Annotated in this window: 16 protein-coding genes and 1 other RNA gene; 7 read left to right on the top strand and 10 right to left on the bottom strand. The window is 39.8% G+C overall.

All coding sequences use genetic code 11. The annotated features are described in order from the left end of the window. Window positions 1-108: 108 nt before the first annotated feature. Complete coding sequence (sohB, locus tag ACJAZP_RS11670) at window positions 109-1,158, bottom strand: protease SohB (RefSeq protein ID WP_415230919.1); 1,050 nt, start codon at window positions 1,156-1,158, stop codon at window positions 109-111. Between the two features lie 128 nt (window positions 1,159-1,286). Between sohB and ACJAZP_RS11665 the strand changes: the two genes are divergently transcribed. Beyond that, on the top strand, window positions 1,287-2,024 hold the full coding sequence (locus ACJAZP_RS11665; protein WP_415230918.1) for a YciK family oxidoreductase: 738 nt from the start codon (window positions 1,287-1,289) through the stop codon (window positions 2,022-2,024). A gap of 107 nt (window positions 2,025-2,131) precedes the next feature. Here ACJAZP_RS11665 and lpxM read toward each other — a convergent pair whose 3' ends face one another. From lpxM to ACJAZP_RS11640, 5 genes are all read right to left on the bottom strand, one after another. Then, window positions 2,132-3,097 (bottom strand): lauroyl-Kdo(2)-lipid IV(A) myristoyltransferase, encoded by a 966-nt coding sequence (gene lpxM, locus ACJAZP_RS11660; protein ID WP_415230917.1) that lies wholly within the window; start codon window positions 3,095-3,097, stop codon window positions 2,132-2,134. Between the two features lie 51 nt (window positions 3,098-3,148). Beyond that, window positions 3,149-3,246, bottom strand: an RNA gene (gene ffs / locus ACJAZP_RS11655) — signal recognition particle sRNA small type. A 217-nt stretch (window positions 3,247-3,463) separates the two neighbouring features. Beyond that, the gene (gene pssA, locus ACJAZP_RS11650) at window positions 3,464-4,816 is read right to left on the bottom strand and encodes a CDP-diacylglycerol--serine O-phosphatidyltransferase (RefSeq protein ID WP_415230916.1); all 1,353 of its coding nucleotides are present in this window, start codon (window positions 4,814-4,816) and stop codon (window positions 3,464-3,466) included. Window positions 4,817-4,896: 80 nt separating this feature from the next. Further along, window positions 4,897-6,087, bottom strand: coding sequence for an amino acid aminotransferase (locus ACJAZP_RS11645; RefSeq protein WP_415230915.1), 1,191 nt, complete (start codon window positions 6,085-6,087; stop codon window positions 4,897-4,899). A gap of 85 nt (window positions 6,088-6,172) precedes the next feature. After that, the gene (locus tag ACJAZP_RS11640; protein WP_415230914.1) at window positions 6,173-7,711 is read right to left on the bottom strand and encodes a fumarate hydratase; all 1,539 of its coding nucleotides are present in this window, start codon (window positions 7,709-7,711) and stop codon (window positions 6,173-6,175) included. Between the two features lie 124 nt (window positions 7,712-7,835). Here ACJAZP_RS11640 and pabB point away from each other — a divergent pair, with 124 nt between their 5' ends. Continuing rightward, window positions 7,836-9,248, top strand: a complete 1,413-nt coding sequence (gene pabB / locus ACJAZP_RS11635; protein WP_415230913.1) for an aminodeoxychorismate synthase component I — start codon at window positions 7,836-7,838, stop codon at window positions 9,246-9,248. Between the two features lie 313 nt (window positions 9,249-9,561). Here the strand turns inward: pabB and cysB are convergent, their stop codons facing one another. After that, entirely contained in the window at window positions 9,562-10,533 is a 972-nt protein-coding gene (gene cysB / locus ACJAZP_RS11630) for an HTH-type transcriptional regulator CysB (RefSeq protein ID WP_415230912.1), read from the bottom strand. Between the two features lie 285 nt (window positions 10,534-10,818). Between cysB and ACJAZP_RS11625 the strand changes: the two genes are divergently transcribed. From ACJAZP_RS11625 to ACJAZP_RS11605, 5 genes are all read left to right on the top strand, one after another. Next, complete coding sequence (locus ACJAZP_RS11625) at window positions 10,819-11,208, top strand: TraR/DksA family transcriptional regulator (RefSeq protein WP_415230911.1); 390 nt, start codon at window positions 10,819-10,821, stop codon at window positions 11,206-11,208. An 87-nt stretch (window positions 11,209-11,295) separates the two neighbouring features. Further along, window positions 11,296-12,984 (top strand): AAA family ATPase, encoded by a 1,689-nt coding sequence (locus ACJAZP_RS11620; protein WP_415230910.1) that lies wholly within the window; start codon window positions 11,296-11,298, stop codon window positions 12,982-12,984. 156 nt (window positions 12,985-13,140) lie between these two features. After that, complete coding sequence (fabA, locus tag ACJAZP_RS11615) at window positions 13,141-13,680, top strand: bifunctional 3-hydroxydecanoyl-ACP dehydratase/trans-2-decenoyl-ACP isomerase (protein ID WP_415230909.1); 540 nt, start codon at window positions 13,141-13,143, stop codon at window positions 13,678-13,680. A gap of 93 nt (window positions 13,681-13,773) precedes the next feature. Next, entirely contained in the window at window positions 13,774-15,627 is a 1,854-nt protein-coding gene (sppA, locus tag ACJAZP_RS11610; RefSeq protein ID WP_415230908.1) for a signal peptide peptidase SppA, read from the top strand. 131 nt (window positions 15,628-15,758) lie between these two features. Beyond that, window positions 15,759-16,226 (top strand): DUF2919 domain-containing protein, encoded by a 468-nt coding sequence (locus ACJAZP_RS11605; RefSeq protein ID WP_415230907.1) that lies wholly within the window; start codon window positions 15,759-15,761, stop codon window positions 16,224-16,226. Between the two features lie 116 nt (window positions 16,227-16,342). On the opposite strand, the gene ACJAZP_RS11600 is transcribed toward ACJAZP_RS11605, so the two are convergent. From ACJAZP_RS11600 to nagZ, 3 genes are all read right to left on the bottom strand, one after another. Then, on the bottom strand, window positions 16,343-17,629 hold the full coding sequence (locus ACJAZP_RS11600; protein ID WP_415230906.1) for an NAD(P)/FAD-dependent oxidoreductase: 1,287 nt from the start codon (window positions 17,627-17,629) through the stop codon (window positions 16,343-16,345). Between the two features lie 308 nt (window positions 17,630-17,937). Next, window positions 17,938-18,477, bottom strand: a complete 540-nt coding sequence (gene ycfP, locus ACJAZP_RS11595; protein ID WP_415230905.1) for an alpha/beta hydrolase YcfP — start codon at window positions 18,475-18,477, stop codon at window positions 17,938-17,940. 82 nt (window positions 18,478-18,559) lie between these two features. Further along, complete coding sequence (nagZ, locus tag ACJAZP_RS11590) at window positions 18,560-19,573, bottom strand: beta-N-acetylhexosaminidase (RefSeq protein ID WP_415230904.1); 1,014 nt, start codon at window positions 19,571-19,573, stop codon at window positions 18,560-18,562. Window positions 19,574-19,621 lie beyond the last annotated feature (48 nt).

Raw genomic sequence — 19,621 nt, 5'->3', positions numbered from 1 at the left:
TCCAAACTTTAATCGAATAGCAACCTATTTTTTCAAAAACGCACTGTTTTGGACAAATAAGGCTGCTTTATTGAAGTTCGCTTTTATATTCGTTTAAAAAAAACACTATTACTTAAATAATTGATTAGACTGCATTTGAAATAGTTTTAACAGGCTACTTTCCAAAGCAACAGCGACAGCCTTGCCAAGTTTGTCCGCAAATTTCTTGCGTTGAGTGTACTTGATTTGAATAATATGGCGGTTATCAAGCTGAGATAATAAATAATCATCACTGGTCGAAATTTGATCAATTAAATTGCGTTCAATTGCTTGCAGCCCGTACCAATGTTCACCGGTTGCTACTTTATCGATATCAATTTGGCTGCGCTGTTGGGTGACAAATTGTTTAAAGAGATCGTGTGTTTCCTCTAATTCCTGCTTAAACTTGTCACGTCCTGCCTGGTCATTTTTGCCAAACATAGTTAATGTGCGTTTGTATTCACCCGCGGTTAATTGCTCAAATTCTATGTCGTGCTTTTCTAACAATTTATTAAAGTTGGGAATCTGGGCAATAACACCAATTGATCCCAAAATCGCAAAGGGCGCGGCAATGATTTTATTTGCAACACAGGCCATCATATAACCGCCACTGGCAGCGACTTTATCAACCGATATTGTTAAGGGAATATTATGATCTCTTAAGCGTTGCAGTTGCGAAGCAGCGAGACCGTAACCATGCACCATACCGCCGCCGCTTTCCAAACGGACAAAGACCTCATCCTGCTCCGTTGCCACCCCTAAAACAGCGGTTATTTCCTCACGCAGAGAGGTCACTTCTTTAGCATCAATACTACCTTTAAAATCAATCACATAAAGTTGCGCTAATGCTTTTTCATCGTGCCCTGCTTTGGCTGCTTTTTTTGCCGCTTTGTCTGCCACTTTTTGACTTTTTTTGTCTTTTTTATGACGCGCTTTTAACTGCTGATGAGTAAGCAATTTTTCTTCAATAGCTTTTTTTGTTTCATTTAATTGCTCAGACAGGTCGATCAGTTGTAAGTCCCCTTTCTTGTTTTTTTGTTTACTGGCGAGCGCGATAACAGTAGCGACGACGGCAATGATAGCAATAGCAAAAGTCGCTATTTTTGCGAAAAACAAACCATATTCGATTAAAAATTCCAAAATTTCATTCCTATTGTTAATTTTATTTGCCGTATAATGACAAAAAGCACGCTCAGGTACAAAAGAGATTGAGTCTTTTATTAAAATAAAGTTAAAATTGGTGCTTATTTAACAAGATGCGAGACAATATGAATGAATTTAAAGCACAACCTGACTCCTTAAGCGGAAAAACCATTCTAATTACCGGGGCTGGTGCGGGCATTGGTAAGGCGCTTGCTTTACAGTGTGCAAACCTAGGTGCAAAAGTCATCTTATTAGGAAAAACAGTCAAAAAATTAGCAGCGGTTTACGATCAGATAGAATTAATGGATAAACAACAAGCTGCAATTTTGCCCGTTGATTTAAATGGCGCTACCGAAGAACATTATATTGACTTGGCAGATACCATAAAACGTGAATATGGCAAACTTGATGCACTGGTGCATAACGCCAGTCAGTTGGGTGTATTGGGCCCTTTTGATCAAATTGAAAAGTCGGCCTGGGATGAGGTAATGCACACCAATGTCACCGCTCAATTTTTATTAACCAAAGCACTCATTCCAGTATTAAATCTCGCCCCGCAGGCATCGGTTATTTTTACCACCTCAAGCGTTGGTCATAAAGGCCGTGCGTACTGGGGGGCTTATAGTATTTCTAAATTTGCCAGCGAAGGTATGATGCAGGTTTTAGCCGATGAATATGAAAATAGTTCATTACGTTTTAACGCCATTAATCCCGGCGCTACACGCACCACAATGCGCGCCACAGCTTACCCGGCAGAAGACAGCTCTCTATTAAAAAGTACAGAAGATATCATGCCCAGCTATTTGTACTTATTAAGTGATGACAGTAAAGGTGTGACTGGTCAGCGAGTCAATGCGCAGTAATATAATTTACAGTCTGCTAAAAGATAGTCTGTGAAAGTCTGTTAATGACGGTTTAGATCCCTAAAAAGATATAAAAGGGGGAAATTTTGCACTGCCCCCAAAATAAATTATTTGTAGATCTTCAGTCCTTCCTCAGGGCGGGTTTTTAAGAGCTTAAGTGTCCACATATACTGCGCTCTGTTCTCATCTATCAGTTTTTCAATGGCACGGTTCATTATCTCAGTCTGCTGCTGTTCATCACCCACGAGGAGGTTTTGCAGCGGTGCATGACAAATCACGTCAATTTTGGAGGTGTTTGCGTTGTATGAAGTATAAACCGGAATGACCACAGCACGCCCGAGCTTAGCCAACCGCCCGATAACCGGCAGAGTCGCTTTTTTAGTGGCATAAAAATCGCTGAAAATACTATTTTCGCGGCCATGATCCTCATCGGGTAAATAATAAAAATGCGCTTTGTCACGTAAACTTTTAATCGCAGGCTTTAACCCCTCGGAACGATGGTACAAAGTCCCCTTTCCAGCAAGCTTGGTAAAACGAGTGCGGTAACCGGTTACAAACCAGTCAAAGATCGGATTACCATAATCTTTAAACATGCTTGATAGGGGGTAACCTCTTGCCGAAATAGCCGCGGCTCCGGCGAAATCGACACCATAACAATGCGGCGCCAAAAAAATTATTGCTTTACCCTGTGCTTCAGCTTCTTTAATGTAATGCTCACCAATAAAATTGACGCGCTTAATTAAAAAATCCTGACTGCGAAAAGCAATTTCACCAAGTGATAATAAGATTTGCGCAACCGAGCGGAAGTTTTCCCGCATCAGCGTATCTTTTTCAAGCTGAGTATATTCGGGGTAACACAATCCCAGATTTATAAATGCAATTTTTTTGCGTTTATTAAGGAATTTGGCATCATATAATTTATTAGCAATGAACGCAGCAAAGCGATCTCGCCATTTAATTGGAAAATAACTGAATAGGAATAATAAACCAAGCAATAACCATGTTCCCCAATATTTTGGAAGAAAATGCTGTTTTTTCAAGGAAGTATCAAATCTGGATTGATATTGAGTCATCATTAGACCTTTAAGACACTAAGAATGATTATAGGAGGAAGATTGGTGGTAGACTCCCCAGCTAACCCTCGGCACTTGAATCGCTTGCTATGGCTGCTGCCTTCCGACTCTGACCAGGTTAACAAGTTCTCAATGCGAGGAACCAAGAAGCCTACCATTGTTACTGTTATCAAGTGTTTAGGTAACGACTTGATGAACCGAATTATACTTAATGAAACACAGATTACAACCGCTATTTAACAAATTAAGATCGACTGCCTAATAATTACACGTTCAACTTAATTTAATTGGCTTAGTCTGAACTTTTAGTTGATTTACTCCAGCCAAGCCTAAAGAAGAGGCTTGCCGGAAGCAAAGTAATAATAACTAAAGCAGACCCTTTACCAATCTATCCGCTTTGAACCTGCGCATACGAATAAGCAGTTTTTTAACATTTTCGGGATAATCACTAATATCTTCAATTTCGCTGAAGTGATTTATTTTCCGAGTGTTGTCCAATATTCCGGACAGTTCCTTATCCAGCAACCCTTTAATCTGTTGTTTGGGATCGTCAATTAAAAGCGCATTTTCCAGGTCTAAACGCCATGCCCGCGGATTTAAATTATGCCCGGTTAACAAAACAAAACGATTATCGGCATAGAGCCCTTTAAGATGAAAACTGTTATGTTGATCTTCCCAAAGATGAATTTTCAATAACCCTTTATCGATTGACTGCTGATGTTTTGTCGCAAACTTTTTAATATTACTCTCATAAAGGTAAGGTAAAGTACCGATAGTTTTAAAGGGTTTATCCTCCGGAATATAAAAGTCATTTGCAGTTTTATCACCGACTACAATCGTAAGCTGTACGCCGCGCGATAATAACGCATTGATGTCCCGTGCAATAGCATTTGGCAGGTTAAAATAGGGGGTAAATATAATCACCTTCTGTTTACTGCTTTGAAATATTGTGCGAATCGTTTTATTGATATTATTTTTACGGGCACCTAATCCAAATAACGGAGAAACCGCTAATTGATCCGTCGACACTTGCCCCTCATACTGATAACTTGCCGTTTTCAAGTTTTGGGTTAATGTTTTATGCGCCAATTTTAGAGATTGGAAATCCGCGATGCTCTCGGTGTTGAGTGTTGCCACCGCATTTGAGGTTAAAAATTGATCTTCTAAAAAACTGACCAGAGAGTCGGTTAATGCTTTATTGTGTATTAACCAATAACGATCCAGTCGGTATTTATCCAGATTATGCAAATAGATATTATTTAAACTTGCACCGCTGTAGAGTACCTGGTGATCAAAAATAAAACCTTTTAAATGCTGTACACCGAACAGTTCCTTACGTTTAACCGGAATGCCAATAATTTTGACACCCACGCCTTCTGCTTTAGCCACTTTTTGATACCAGATTGCATTGGTTGACGCGGCTTTATCCGATCCTATTAAACCACGCTGTGCACGATGAAAATCAACACACACAACCACATCTAATGATGGTCTCTCTTTTTTAGCTTGATACAAAGCTAATAGAATTTCTTCGCCCGCCAGATCATCTTCAAGATAAAGAGCTGCCAGATAAATACGATTTTTAGCGCAGCTTATCTGTTTCAACAATTCAGTTTTAAATGATTTAGTAGTAAAAAGACAATCAACGTCCTCTACTGCAAGCGGAATTTTTTTAAGATTATTAAGAAATAATAAACTTTCTATCATTCGACTACTCATGATTTTTCAAACCCTGATATGTTGGAAAAAAACAAGATAAGGCTGCCTAAACAACCTTTCTTCATATTGACCAATTCAGGTTAGATTACTTTAACTAGCGCATCACATAAAGGTTGCATATTGTCTTTAGTCATACCTGCGACCGAAATACGCCCTGAACCTACAATGTACACAGCGAACTCTTCTTTTAAACGATTTACCTGTTCAACGGACAAACCGGAGAATGAGAACATACCATTCTGACGGCTGATAAAGCTGTAATCTTTTGTAACCCCCCTCTCTTTCAATGAGCGTACAAACAATTCACGCATCTCTTTAATACGATCACGCATATCTGCAACTTCTTTATCCCATTGTTGATAAAGTTCAGGATCGCTCAGAATAGTGGTTACAATAGCAGCGCCATGGACCGGAGGATTAGAGTAATTTGAACGTATTCCTGATTTAATTTGACTAAATGCAGACTCCGCAATCTCACTATCTTCGGCTACCAAAGTGAGGCCACCAACCCGTTCATTATACAAACCGAAGTTTTTAGAAAATGAGTTGGCAACTAACAGCTCTTTATTATATTCGGCAAAAATACGCAGTCCCTGAGCATCTTCTTCAATGCCTTTTGCAAAACCCTGGTAAGCAAAGTCAAAAAATGGAATAGCACCTAAGTCAGCCATCAATTTAGCTAAAATCTCCCACTGCTCCAAAGTTGGATCGATACCGGTAGGATTATGGCAGCAGCCATGAAAAAGCACTAAATCACCCGCTTCAACAGCCTCTAATGATTCCAGCATGGCATCGAAATCTAAGTCTTTTGTTGCTGCGTCGTAATAGTCATAGCTGGCGACAGCAAGACCTGCGGTTTTGAAAACATTGCCATGATTTGCCCAGGTTGGATTACTCACCCATATTTTTTTTATGCCCAATTTTTTGACAGCAAAATCAGCGGCGGTGCGCAGTGCGCCAGTTCCACCGGGAACCTGTGCAGTACGTGCCCGATTTGATTGTATAATCTCAGAATCCTGGCCAAATAACAATTTTTGAACAGCAACACCGTAAGCGGCAAGCCCTTCGATGCTTAAATAACTTTTTGTAGATTCGGTCGCTAGCAGGCGTTTTTCTGCTTCTTTAACGGTCGCTAAAATGGGGGTCTGTCCACTTTCATTTTTATAAATGCCAACACCCAAATTAATTTTTTCACTGCGTGGATCTTTTTTAAACGCATCCGTTAATCCTAAGATGGGATCTGCCGGCGCCATACTCACTTGTTCAAACATAATTGTTCCTTAACTATACTTAACGTTATCTTTGTATATCGTGTTATACCATCACTGCCTTTTCAAGCAATAAAAAACGTAATTATTACGTTAATTTATTAGCAATCTCTTCTATTTTAACTTTCCAGATGGCAGGTCCCTGCTCATGTACATTATTCCCTTTACTATCAACAGCCACGGTAACAGGCATATCTTCGACGTCAAATTCATAAATAGCTTCCATGCCTAAATCAGCAAAAGCCACCACTCGGGATTTTTTTATTGCCTTAGAAACTAAATAAGCAGCACCGCCAACAGCCATTAAATAAACAGACTTATGTTTGGCGATGGAGTCCACGGTCTGCTGTCCGCGTTCCGATTTTCCAATCATACCCAGTAACCCGGTTTCTTCGAGCATAAAGTCGGTATATTTATCCATTCTTGTGGCTGTTGTGGGTCCGGCAGGGCCGACCACTTCATCCCTTACTGCATCAACTGGTCCAACGTAATAAATAAATCTGCCATTAAAATCAACGCCTTCTGGCAAACCTTCTCCGGAACTTAACAGCGAATGAATACGTTTGTGCGCGGCATCTCGTCCAGTTAATATTTTACCTGACAAAAGAAGAGAATCGCCACTTTTCCAGGAAGCCATCTCGGCTTTAGTGAGGTTATTGACGTTAACACGATGAACATTCTCACCCTCTTCCCGAGTAATTTCAGGCCAGTCACTTAATTTTGGAGCGACTAATTCAGCTTCCCCGCTACCATCAAGGGTAAAATGCGCATGTCTGGTTGCGGCGCAATTGGGAATCATTACCACCGGCAGAGATGCAGCATGCGTCGGGCAACTTTTAATTTTAATATCAAGTACAGTGGTTAAACCACCTAAACCCTGCGCGCCAATACCCAGCGCATTAACACGCTGCATAATTTCTAAGCGCAGTTTTTCATCGGCATTTAACTGATCGGGATTATTTTTAGCCTTTTCATGCAGATCAAAGATATCCACAGATTCCATTAATGACTCTTTGGCCATAACCGCCGCTTTTTCTGCCGTTCCGCCGATGCCGATACCCAGCATCCCCGGCGGACACCAACCGGCTCCCATGCTGGGCACGGTTTTTTCTACCCAGTCAGCAATGGAATCCGACGGATTTAACATCACCATTTTGGATTTATTTTCAGAACCTCCGCCTTTTGCGGCGACCATCACTTCTACTTTATTACCCGTCACCATCTCAATATGAACAACTGAAGGGGTATTATCCTTGGTATTTTTACGTGCGCCGGCAGGATCTGCAACAATGGAAGCGCGCAGCGGATTACTCGGATCCGTATAAGCCTTTCTCACACCGGCATCGACCAACTCTTGTACTGTCAGCTCCCCTTCAAATTGAACCTTCATACCAATTTTGACAAACACAGTGACAATACCCGTGTCTTGACAAATCGGGCGCTTACCTTCAGCTGACATTCGAGAATTAATAAGGATCTGCGCAATCGCATCTTTTGCAGCCGGATTTTGCTCCGCCTGATACGCCTTATGCATGGCTTGTATAAAATCAAGAGGATGATAATAAGAGATAAACTGTAATGCATTCGCAACGCTGTTAACAAAATCTTGTTGCTTAATAATAGTCATGTAAAACTCCGTTAATATAAAAGAAGGTTATAAAGGGCAGATATCTAACACAGAGAATGTTAATCTGTAACACCCTATCCACCAAAACATTTGTTACAAAACTGTTGACTGAATTCTAAAAAATATGATTAATACCAATTCCACTATATTAATACAGCCTGTTGCATTAACCGTTAATGAACTTTCCAATATTAAAACGCAGTTGTCGGGCTTGGATTGGACGATTTTTCTTGAATCAGGCGGCATCGATCATGTTGATAGCAGGTGGTCTATTATTAGCGCCCAGCCTGTTGCTAATATAGTCACATATCAAGGCATTAGCACCATAACACAGGGTGACAAAACTATCAGCGATTGTTCTGATCCGCTGGCCTTACAACAAAATCTGCGCCAAAAATTATTCCACGACAGTAAAGCGGACACGGATATTCCCTTTACCGGTGGCGTGTTAGGTTATTATTCCTATGGGCTGGGCTGTTATTTTGAAGAGATCAAAAATGCCAGTAAACCGCTAGCACTGGAACTGCCTGACATGGCGGTGGGTTTTTATGACTGGGCGTTGCTCATTGATAATAAAAATCAACAGCATTATTTAGTTGTCCATAAAATCAAACGGAGCAGTGCAAGTATTCAGTCAATATGGCAACAAAGATTTGATTGGTTAAAAGCGCAAAACTTAAAAACAAACAATGAAAATTTTACATTATCATCGTCCTGGCAGGCGAATATGAGCAAATTACAATACGCAGAGAAATTTGCTCAAATACAGGAATACATAGTCGCAGGCGATTGCTATCAGGTGAATCTGGCGCAACGCTTTCGAGCAACTTACCAGGGGGATGAATATCAAGCTTACCAGGCTCTGCTGGCAGAAAACCGTCCGCCTTTTGCTGCTTTTATTCGTTTACCTGCACAGGCAATTATATCGCTGTCCCCGGAACGTTTTATAAAATTGCAGCATAATATTGTTGAAACTAAACCAATCAAAGGCACCACACCGCGTTTTAATGATTTTTTAAGCGATCAAAAAAGCAAACAAACATTGTTAGACTCACAAAAAGATCGCTCGGAAAACTTGATGATTGTGGATCTTTTGCGCAACGACATTGGCCGAGTCTGTACACCCGGCAGTGTCGCTGTGCCTAAGCTGTTCGAAATTGAAAGTTTTCCGGCGGTGCACCATCTAGTGAGCACAGTCATCGGACAATTAGACAGCATTCATAGCAGTGAAGATTTATTACGCGCCTGCTTTCCCGGCGGTTCAATTACCGGTGCGCCAAAAATCCGCGCGATGGAAATAATAGCCGAATTAGAGCCGCATAACAGACAGGTTTATTGCGGCAGCATTGGTTATATCAATGGCAATGGACAAACAGATACCAATATAGCCATTAGAACGCTGCTCTGTCATCAAGGCAATATTTACTGTTGGGCAGGAGGTGGTTTAATTGCTGATTCAAATGTTGATGCGGAATATCAAGAGTGTTTTGACAAGGTAAGTAAAATTTTACCTTGTCTGGAAATGTTGAACAAATGAATCATACCGACAAAGCTCTAAAACGTTAAGGCTTTATAGCTTTAAGGCTTACAGCTTTCTAGCTTCGAGCCTTCGATCATCGCACAGGCAGTTCAATGTCTTTAAATAATTCACTGACTTCAGCGTTATATTTTCTAACTGTATCGCTTTTTCTATCAGCGAACAGGTAATTCAATGTCCTTAAATAATTCACTGACTTCAGCGTTATATTTTTTAACTGTATCGCTTTTTCTATCAGCGAACAGGTAATTCAATGTCCTTAAATAATTCACTGACTTCAGCGTTATATTTTCTAACTGTATCGATTTTTCTATCAGCGAACAGGTAATTCAATGTCCTTAAATAATTCACTGACTTCAGCGTTATATTTTAATTGGATTGCTTTTTCAACCAGCGGACGATTCAAATGTGGCGCAAAGCGAACCATAAAATCATACATATAATCACGTAAAAAAGAGCCCTTTCTGAAACCAATGCTGGTGGTGCTTGATTTGAAAATATGACGGGCATCAATCACGCAAAAATCATCATCATCTTTATTGATAGCCATGCTCGCAACCACCCCAACCCCCAAGCCCAAACGCACATAAGTTTTAATCACATCGGCATCGGTTGCCGTAAACACAACATTAGGTTTAAATCCCGCAGAATTAAATGCTTCATCTAACTCGGAACGTCCGGTAAAACCAAAAACGTAAGTCACAATCGGGTACTTGGCAATGTCTGCAATGCTAATCTCTTTAATATTTGCCAGAGGGTGATCTTTAGGCACAATCACCGAACGATTCCAATGGTAACAAGGCAACATAATCAAATCGTGATAAAGATGCAGTGCTTCAGTTGCAATTGCAAAATCGGTTTTCCCTTTAGCGACCGATTCACTTATTTGCGTCGGTGTTCCCTGGTGCATATGCAGCGACACTTTTGGATAGCGTTTAATAAAACCTTGAATAACATCCGGTAAAGCATAACGCGCTTGAGTATGCGTAGTAGCAATATTTAAGGAGCCCTGATCCGGCTGAGTATATTGGCAGGCAATGGCTTTGATACTTTCAACTTTACCTAATATCTGCGAGGCATAACGAATGATCTCTTTTCCCGCGGGAGTAACCTTGGTTAAATGTTTTCCGCTTCTTTCAAACACTTGAATCCCCAACTCATCTTCGAGCATGCGGACTTGCTTGCTTATCCCGGGCTGCGAAGTGTACAAATTCTCAGCCGTTGCAGATACATTCAGATTATTGTTTAAAACTTCGACGATATAACGTAATTGTTGTAATTTCATATAAAAGCCATTGGTTATAGAAAGATGTTTTAGATTTGATATTCTATTTTATTCTAACAGAGTCCCATCAAAGGTATAGAACTAGTTATGCCACAGTGCCGGAAACTGACGAATTTAAAACCGAGTTCACTATCGCAGTTGTCGACGTGAAAAGTGATCCATGTCAAAAGTTGTTTAGTTCACTTTAAATTCACAAATAAAATTGATACAAATTGACATAAATCATAAGTTTACAATTAATTTGGCTCTAGTATGTCCTCCATGAATAGTAAACAGGCAATTATAATGGAACATATTGACGATACAAAATTAAAGATCTTCCAAACACAACTCCTATCGTCTCTCGAAAAGTTACGTAATGATGTTTCTGATATGCTTCTGAGTTCAAGTCATGTCGGACATAAGCTGGCGGCTAAACAATTGCAAAAATTATCAAATGATCAATTAGTTGAGTTAACCTCAAAACTTGATATCTCTTCGCTTGCTCATAAGACAAACGAGATTAAAAGTATTGATGCTTCGTTAAATGATATTGAATTGGGTTTATACGGTATTTGTTCCGATTGTGAGGCTGAAATCGCAATACAAAGATTGGAAACGGATGTCACAGCTAAACGCTGCGTTATTTGTGAAAAAAAATATCAAAAGCAAAAATATAATCAGTACAAATTATAAACTGAGAAAACAACTAATGAGTATTTAACTTACTCATTGCAACATTGACATTCGCTACTTATAATAGGCAAATTTAGAGTTGCTAATTTGCCTATTATAAATCCAAATATCCACCCTGAAGCTCAGCCGGACTGCGCCGATACAAACCAATTAAAACCGCTTGCTGCAGAACAGTGTTCAGCGGATTTCAGTGTCCAATTGTCAAAGCATAAGAATAATGAAAACAGTTGGTTGTCCATGTATCCGGTTGTTTCTCAAATCATCACGCATTTTGCAAAGTTACCACAGCCTTTGCTGGTCTTTAATTCTGTTTATTGGCAAGCGGCCACCACTGTGATTTTTGAATGTAGTGCGCCTGATTATCCACTTTTGGCGCTGCTTAATTACAATCAGGAAACCTTATTTGGACGGCTCACTCAGCAGAAAGAAAAAACCATTCATTTTGAACAGGGTGAAATTTTCAATTACAATCATGGCTGTTTAATCTTACATGTCAGCCCGCTTTTAGTTAATCCGGCCTTGTGGTTTTTAATTAAATCTTTTTTAATTACGCGCACCCTGCCTGCAACGTCAGCGGTAAACGGTGAAAAATTTAAGGAAAAACACCCCAAACAACCTTTGGATCAGCTCGACACTAAAATAATACTGGTGGCAAGTCGTTACCAGCTGGATGAATTATCGCAAATTGATCCGGAATATACTCAAGTCGGTTCACTGTTTACGGAATTGTCGGCACAGATAGATGCAACGGATGATAATATAAACAGTCTACAAGCTTTCTGTATGCAGTTGATAACCAAAAATAATTTAATCCCGTTATCTGCAGATGCCCTGTCTTTATTGTTCCATCATCTGTCAAGTTTGTGCGAACACCAGAAAAGACTGGTTTTTTCACCTGAAATTATTGAAAAAATGCTTCGTTATGCGCAGTTGTTCAGCCCTGAGGCAGAGCAGCTTGAAGCCGCTGATTTACAAAAAGTCATTGAATTACAATCTCAGGCGCAATCATTAGCACAAAATTTCAGTGACCAGGCTTTGCTTGAAAAACAGTTGAAAATACAGTTAAAAGGTAAAGAAACAGGACAAATAAATGGTTTGTCCGTGGTTGAATTAATAGGTTACCCCACTGAGTTTGGTGAAATATTTAGAGTATCCGCAAGTGATATGATAGGTGACGGTGAGATTGTTGACGTTGAAAGAAAAGTCGAAATGGCCGGTAATATACATGCTAAAAGTACCTTAATAGTACAAGGTTATTTAAATCATCTTTTTACTCATGTGCATAATTTCCCGCTTTCTTGTAATGTGGTTTTTGAACAGTCTTATCAGGAAAGTGACGGTGATAGCGCTGCATTGGCTATATTGTTGGCAGTAACGTCATGTTATGCGCAGGCCCCCGTACAACAAAATTTATTTGTGACCGGGGCATTAGACCAACATGGGAACGTCTTGGCAATAGGCGGGATTAATCAGAAAATACAGTCGGTGACACGTTTATTTTCGGTCGGGTTATTAAGTGACCCTATTACCATATTAATTCCCGCAGCGAATCAGATTAACTTGACGCTAGACGCACAAAGCATGCAATTGGTGAAAGACAAAAAAATTAATATATTCGGGATTAATCACTGCCAGGAGGCATTCCCCTTTGCATTAAACGCCTCATTTTATGACGTTGTCTCATTAATCAATAAACGTGTTGAATTATTACAAAAAGAAGTACATGAAGAGGCTGAACATAGTTTATTAAGCCGTTTTCTTTCCAAGTTCCATTAATTCATTTTGTGTATGCTTTATGATTTATAACAACTATTTATGAATAAAGTTGATTGTTATTTATCTGTCATATAAAGTGTGCTCAAAATTTTCTAGGGTATTTCTGTTTAGATGATGGAATACCTCACCATTGTAATCATGACTGATAAGTGAATTATGACTAAAATCGTATCCCAAAAAGAGATGGGTAAAAACTCTTATACAAAAGAAGAATTAATAAAATGTGGTCAAGGTGAGTTATTTGGAAAAGGAAATTGCCAACTACCTGTAGATAAAATGCTAATGCTGGACCGAATCATCTCCATTACCGAAACCGGTGGTGAATTTGGTAAAGGCGAATTGATTGCAGAATTAGATATCGATAAAGCATTATGGTTTTTTGAATGCCATTTCCCTGGCGACCCGGTTATGCCCGGTTGTTTAGGCCTTGATGCCATGTGGCAATTAGTCGGCTTCTTCCTTGGTTGGAGTGGCGGTCCGGGGAAAGGTCGCGCACTGGGCGTCGGTAGTGTTAAATTTACCGGACAAATTTTACCGACTTCTAAAAAAGTGACTTACCGGATCACCATCAAACGCCTGATTATGCGCAAACTTGTTATGGGTATTGCCGACGGTGTTGTTGAAGTGGATGGTAAAGTTATCTACACAGCAGAAGATCTTAAAGTCGGTCTGTTTGTTGATACCTCAAGTTTCTAATCTCACTAAAACGTACTAAAATCAAATAAAGCACTGTATATGAGAATATCAGTGCTTTATTTTTATCTTCCACCCTAAAATTTAAGGTTGAAAATGAAATCAATATATTCACTGCTTAAGAGCATGGCAAAAACCCTCAATGTAATGCGTCTACTTATTATCAATGTGCTTTTTTTTGCAATTCTGGCAGCCATTATTTTTGTTATCAACCTCGATCGACCCGCTTTAATCATTGCTGAGAACTCAACCCTGCAATTAAATTTTACCGGTAATATCGTCGAGCAGTCAGCCCCTGCCGATTTTGCCAGTGAAATGTCCAAGCAGATGACGTCATCCGCTGGAAATCAAAGCAACGAATATCAAATTGATGCGGTTTTAAATACCATTCGTCATGCCGAGCAGGATCCCAAAATTAGCGCGATTTTATTAGATCTTGACGGATTAAGCGGTGCAGCAATTAATCACATTGCAGATATCGGCAAGGCATTAAATGATTTTAAATCAACCGGAAAATCGGTTACTGCCGTGGCAGATAATTACTCCCAGACACAGTATATGTTGGCAAGTTACGCGGATAAAATTTATCTCAACCCGCAGGGCATGGTTTTACTGCCCGGTTACTCGGTGTACCGTTTGTATTTTAAAGAGGCATTAGACAACTTACTCATTACACCTCATATATTTAAGGTTGGTACTTACAAATCTTTTGTTGAACCTTTTACCGAAAATAAAATGTCGGAAGCCAGTAAACTTGCCAATAAACATTGGTTAAATCAACTCTGGGAAAATTATATCGATACCGTGATTATGCAGCGTAAAGATATCAGTGATATATCAGTACAATCTATTTCACCTTCTTTAGCGCAATTAAAATCATCTCTCATAAAGGCGTCTGGCAATACCGCGCTCTATGCTTTACAAACAGGCTTGGTGGATGCGCTTAAAAGTCGTCATGACGTGATCGACGAATTAAGCAATCAGGCGGAAACAGCGGGTCATGGACTTAATTTGCTCAGTTATGCGAATTATCTATCCACTCTGTCAGAGATGTATCAAGAAAGCGGAGCAAAAAATCAAATTGCGCTTGTTCATGCAACGGGTGAAATTTTATCGGGAACGCAGCCTTCCAATGTCATTGGCGGAGACAGTTTTAGTCAATTATTGGAAAGTGCACTGAATGATGACAATATTAAAGCCGTTGTTATTCGTATTGACAGTCCCGGGGGCAGCGCCTTTGCATCGGAAAAAATTCGTCAACAAATTTTGGCATTAAAAAAAGCAGATAAAAAAGTGGTGGTCTCAATGGCCAGTGTAGCCGCATCGGGTGGTTACTGGATAGCATCGGCTGCAGATTATATCGTTGCCACCCCAACCACCTTAACAGGATCAATAGGCATCTTTGGTATGTATGCAAGCGCCGACAAAGCATTAAATAATTTTGGTATATTTAATGATGGCATTGGCACCACTGAATTGTCCAGTTTGAACCCAACACGTGCGCTCAACCCTGAACTTGGTGAGATTATCCAATTAGGAATAGAAAGTGGCTACCAACAGTTTTTAAAGGTTGTTGCGCAGGGCCGTAACATGACACTTAAGGAAGTCGATAAAATAGCGCAGGGTCGCGTCTGGACCGGTGTTGATGCAAAAGAACTTGGTTTGGTAGATGAATTGGGTACTTTACAAGATGCTATCTATAAAGCTGCCAGCCTGGCCAAGCTACAGGATTACGACGTGAAGCTTATTCAACCTGTACTGTCAACCAAACAACAGCTCATTAATGAACTGTTGGTAAGTGCAGTCAAAATCATGCCCCAGAGTTTGCATATCAACTCAGCTTTATACAAAACCCTGAGTACCCTGGAATCTCAAACCGCGATATTAACCCGCTTTAATGATCCGCAGGGACATTATGCTTATTGCCCTATGTGTATTTCGGCTGAATAAAATAGCCCTCTTATTAAGAGGCGTGGTATAAACAAACATAGCATAAAGAGACTTCTGACTTTTTCAGACGTCTCTTTATTTTTAATATAGCAGGAAGACAAGATGAACGGTGTTTTGAAAATGATGTGTTCATGAATATCAGACTTTACCCTCTGGACTGTTACAGCCCTTCTGGTAATTTAAAACCGCCAAAATTTTTCTATCTGGTATTGCTGTTTCTGGCGCGAACCTGGACAGTCTTTATTATTTCAGTGGTTTTACGCGATTCTGGCAATCCATTGTTACTGCTATTTTATCCAAACAAAATCCATTTTTATTTAGGTTTAGCCTCGGGTTGTATCGCCCTGTTGTTGTTTTTTTTATCGGGCAGGGATCATGATAAACATCGATACTTCTCAATATTGTGGCAGAGTAGTTATCCGTTATTATTGGTAGGGGTGGTGAGTGACTTGGCACTGCAGTTGTATTATTTGTCGGGCAAACATTTCCAGTATTCTTTTATCGCCTCTGTGCAGCTGGTTTTTGCCATTTGGGTACTTTTATATTGCCTGCGCAGCAAACAGCTTAAAGACTGTTTTAAACGCAGCAGCCATAGCTGAAAGGCTTGAACATGGATAAATTAGAAAGTGGGAAAGCGGTTTGGTTATAATAAAAAACGGGGATTAATCCCCGTTTTTTTATTACATTCTCAGACGTTTTACATTTATAGTGTAATTTAGTGTAATTTTAAACGCGGACGTAATATTTTATTAATACTTTGGACCAGCGTAATTAAACCCGTACGAATATAACCATGAAGCGCAACCTGGTGCATACGATACAGTGAAATATATACTAAGCGGGCGAGAGCCCCTTCGACCTTCATCGATCCCTTAGTTAAATTCCCCATTAAACTGCCCACGGTACTGTAATTACTTAATGACACTAATGAACCATAATCCGTGTATTTATAGGGAGATAAGGGTTTATTCTTAAGTGATGCTCTAATGTTTTTAGCCACTAAAGAAGCCATTTGATGCGCCGATTGAGCACGAGGAGGCACAAAACCGCCACTTGGCAAAGGACAGCTCGCACAGTCGCCTATTGCATAAATGCTATCATCTAAAGTAGTTTGCAATGTTGGCTTAACCGCCAGTTGATTTACCCTGTTCGTTTCTAATCCGGCTATCTCCTTCATAAAATCAGGCGCTTTGATTCCGGCGGCCCAAACAATTAAATCAGCTTCGATTAATTCACCGTCTTTAGTGAGCAATCCGCCTGCAGTTGCTTCGACAACCATGGTATTGGTACGCACAGAAACACCTAATTTTAAAAGTTCCTGGTGTGCTGAACTGGAAATTCTTTCAGGCAGCGCCGGTAAAATTTTATCACCCGCTTCAACAAGGCTGACTTTAAGATCCGAGGTTTTAATATCTTCAAAACCATAGCTGGTCACTTGTTCTAAAGAGTTATAAAGCTCAGCGGACAATTCAACACCCGTTGCTCCTGCTCCGACAATAGCGACACTTACTTTCTTAGTTTCATGCACGGCAAGTTGTAAATATTTATTCAACATACGGTGATGGAATTTTTTTGCCTGTTGCGGACTGTCCAGGAAGATGCAATGATCGCGCACGCCCTTCGTATTAAAATCATTACTGACGCTGCCAAGGGCAATCACTAAAGTGTCATAACTAATGCGGCATTCAGGTAAAATCTTGATACCGTCATTATCTAACAGTTCAGCTAGCTGTATTTCTTTATTGTCCCGATCGATATCAGACAGCGCGCCAAGTTGAAAACTAAAACCGTGATTTTTTGCATGCGCACGATAACTTAAGGCATCAATTCCATCATCAAGGGAGCCGGCTGCAACTTCATGCAATAAAGGTTTCCATAAGTGAGTTCTGTTTTTATCGACGAGCGTAATATGAGCCTTTTTTTTCCGTCCCAGCTTATGACCCAGTTCCGTCGCTAATTCAAGGCCACCTGCTCCTCCCCCAACGATCACTATTTTATCCATATACACCTCAAGTTTTGTTAATAGTCTAAATTTATTATATTTAGCCAGTCAGATTCGATTACATTACTGCACTACTCAATAACAATGACCTTGCTAAAAGGGCATTAAAATCATCCCCCATACTCCGAAGAAACAAGCTCATGATGGTTATCAATTTTAGTGTATTAAGGTAATAGAATGAGGATCTTTGCTGATAGTGATCCAGATCAAATATGTGAGGTGATTATCGCTAGATTAAAAAATTAAGTAAAGAGGATGAGACAAAAAAAAGATAAAAAATGGCAATGATGACTGCCATTTGCTGAGATTTATTGTTCTTTGAACTTCTTGATTGTCTGCAGATGATGCGATATATCTTGAAATTTATGTCCCTGCTTTTCATCAAATATTATTTGATAGAATTTTGTCAACTCATAATCACTTTCGGTTGAATCAATAACGTCATCGGTTCGGGAAAGAATGCATAAACAATTATCTTTGTTTTTAGCACGGAAATCACTGACGCATTTAGTTTCAATATCTAAATATTCTTCCGGCCACTCTATTTTTCCAACCATGTTATCTTCAGGATGCAAATTAGGATTAAAGATAACTTGTTTAATACCGCAAAGAAAACCAATTCGTTCACACCAAAACCCGCCCAGTCCAACACCACAAATTAAAGGTGCTTTATCGTCACTGCTTTGAATATGTTTGTGCACTTCTTTTAAAATATGGCTCATATCATGCTTAGGATGAATAGTGCTGTAATGAACAAAACGCACATCATCATCAATAAACTTTAACTGCATCACCTTTTCATGGTTTCCCGGACTCGTTGCATCAAAACCGTGTATGTAAATGATCATTGTAGTCTCCCAACCTTCTTATTTTAATTATTCAACAAGTTTATTGAAATTAACGCAGAGTGCAAGCATTGCACTTCACTTATTAGAACTGCTCGCTAAGCGGCATTAACATTTGCTGGTTTTTGATCCAAATAGGATTTTTATTTAAAGGTAATGTAAATTTATTTTTAAGACAGCGTAATTGATTAACAGCATGATATTCAGCCGTCTGTTTTACCTTAAGATTATCCAGAATAGAAACAGCACCAGGTCTATCGTTACAGGCTAATATTAAATCACATCCTGCCTGTATTGCCATTTCTGCGCGGCTTAAATGATCTCCTGCAAAACTGGCGCCGTGCATCGATAAATCATCACTGATAACCACCCCTTTGAAGGCTAATCGAGTCCTTAAAACATCACTCAGCCAGTAGGATGAAAAACCTGCAGGTTGCAAGTCACATTGAGAATAAACAACATGTGATGGCATTACCGCATCTAGCGCCCCTTTTTTAATCAGAGTTTCAAAAGGTTTAATATCGTTAGTGAATATTTCCAGTTCGCTGCGTGAATCAACCGCTAAAGCCTTATGAGAATCAGCTTTAACACTGCCATGGCCGGGAAAATGTTTGCCCGTGGAGGCCATACCGGCAGCTCTCATTCCATTAATATAAGCCTCGGCAATAGTCACCGTTTCTGTTATCGAGGATGAAAAGGCTCTATTTTGAATAACGTCTGAAATACCGTTTAAATCTAAAACAGGGGCAAAACTTAAGTCAATATCACAGGCGATCAATTCACTGGCCATTATCCATGCGCTGCTAAAGGCTAACTCGCAGGCCGTTTTCAGATCATTATTTTCAATTAATGAACCCGCTGACGGTAACCGGGTAAAACCCTCTCTAAATCGTTGTACCCTCCCCCCCTCATGGTCAACCGCAATAATAAGTTCATTTTTAGCATACCGACGAATCGCTTTTACCAGCGCTTTTAATTGTTTGAGGTCGTGATAATTACGCGTAAACAGTATCACCCCGGCAACCAAAGGATGCGTTAAGATTTCTTTCTCTTCCGAATCTAATTCATAACCTTGAACATCAAGGATAACTGGTTTCATAAAATGGTCTCTTAAATATCTGCGTAAAGATCAGCATAAAACCGCACG

The organism is Psychromonas sp. (genome assembly GCF_047632955.1).
GTDB lineage: Bacteria > Pseudomonadota > Gammaproteobacteria > Enterobacterales > Psychromonadaceae > Psychromonas.
The sequence above is the reverse complement of the archived record's forward strand: the minus strand, read 5'-3'. Positions and strand labels throughout refer to the sequence as shown.